Annotated in this window: 1 rRNA gene; it reads right to left on the bottom strand. The window is 52.7% G+C overall.

From position 1 onward, the window contains the following. Positions 1 to 205, bottom strand: a 16S ribosomal RNA gene (locus HII27_RS27025); the annotation flags it as partial.

Here is a 205-nt window from a genome sequence, read left to right as displayed (position 1 = left end):
CCCAGTAATTCCGATTAACGCTTGCACCCTCCGTATTACCGCGGCTGCTGGCACGGAGTTAGCCGGTGCTTCTTCTGCGAGTAACGTCAATCACTGCGGTTATTAACCACAATGCCTTCCTCCTCGCTGAAAGTACTTTACAACCCGAAGGCCTTCTTCATACACGCGGCATGGCTGCATCAGGCTTGCGCCCATTGTGCAATAT

It is taken from the genome of Kluyvera sichuanensis (genome assembly GCF_014218705.1).
GTDB lineage: Bacteria > Pseudomonadota > Gammaproteobacteria > Enterobacterales > Enterobacteriaceae > Kluyvera > Kluyvera sichuanensis.
This window is presented reverse-complemented; position numbering and strand designations above follow the sequence as displayed.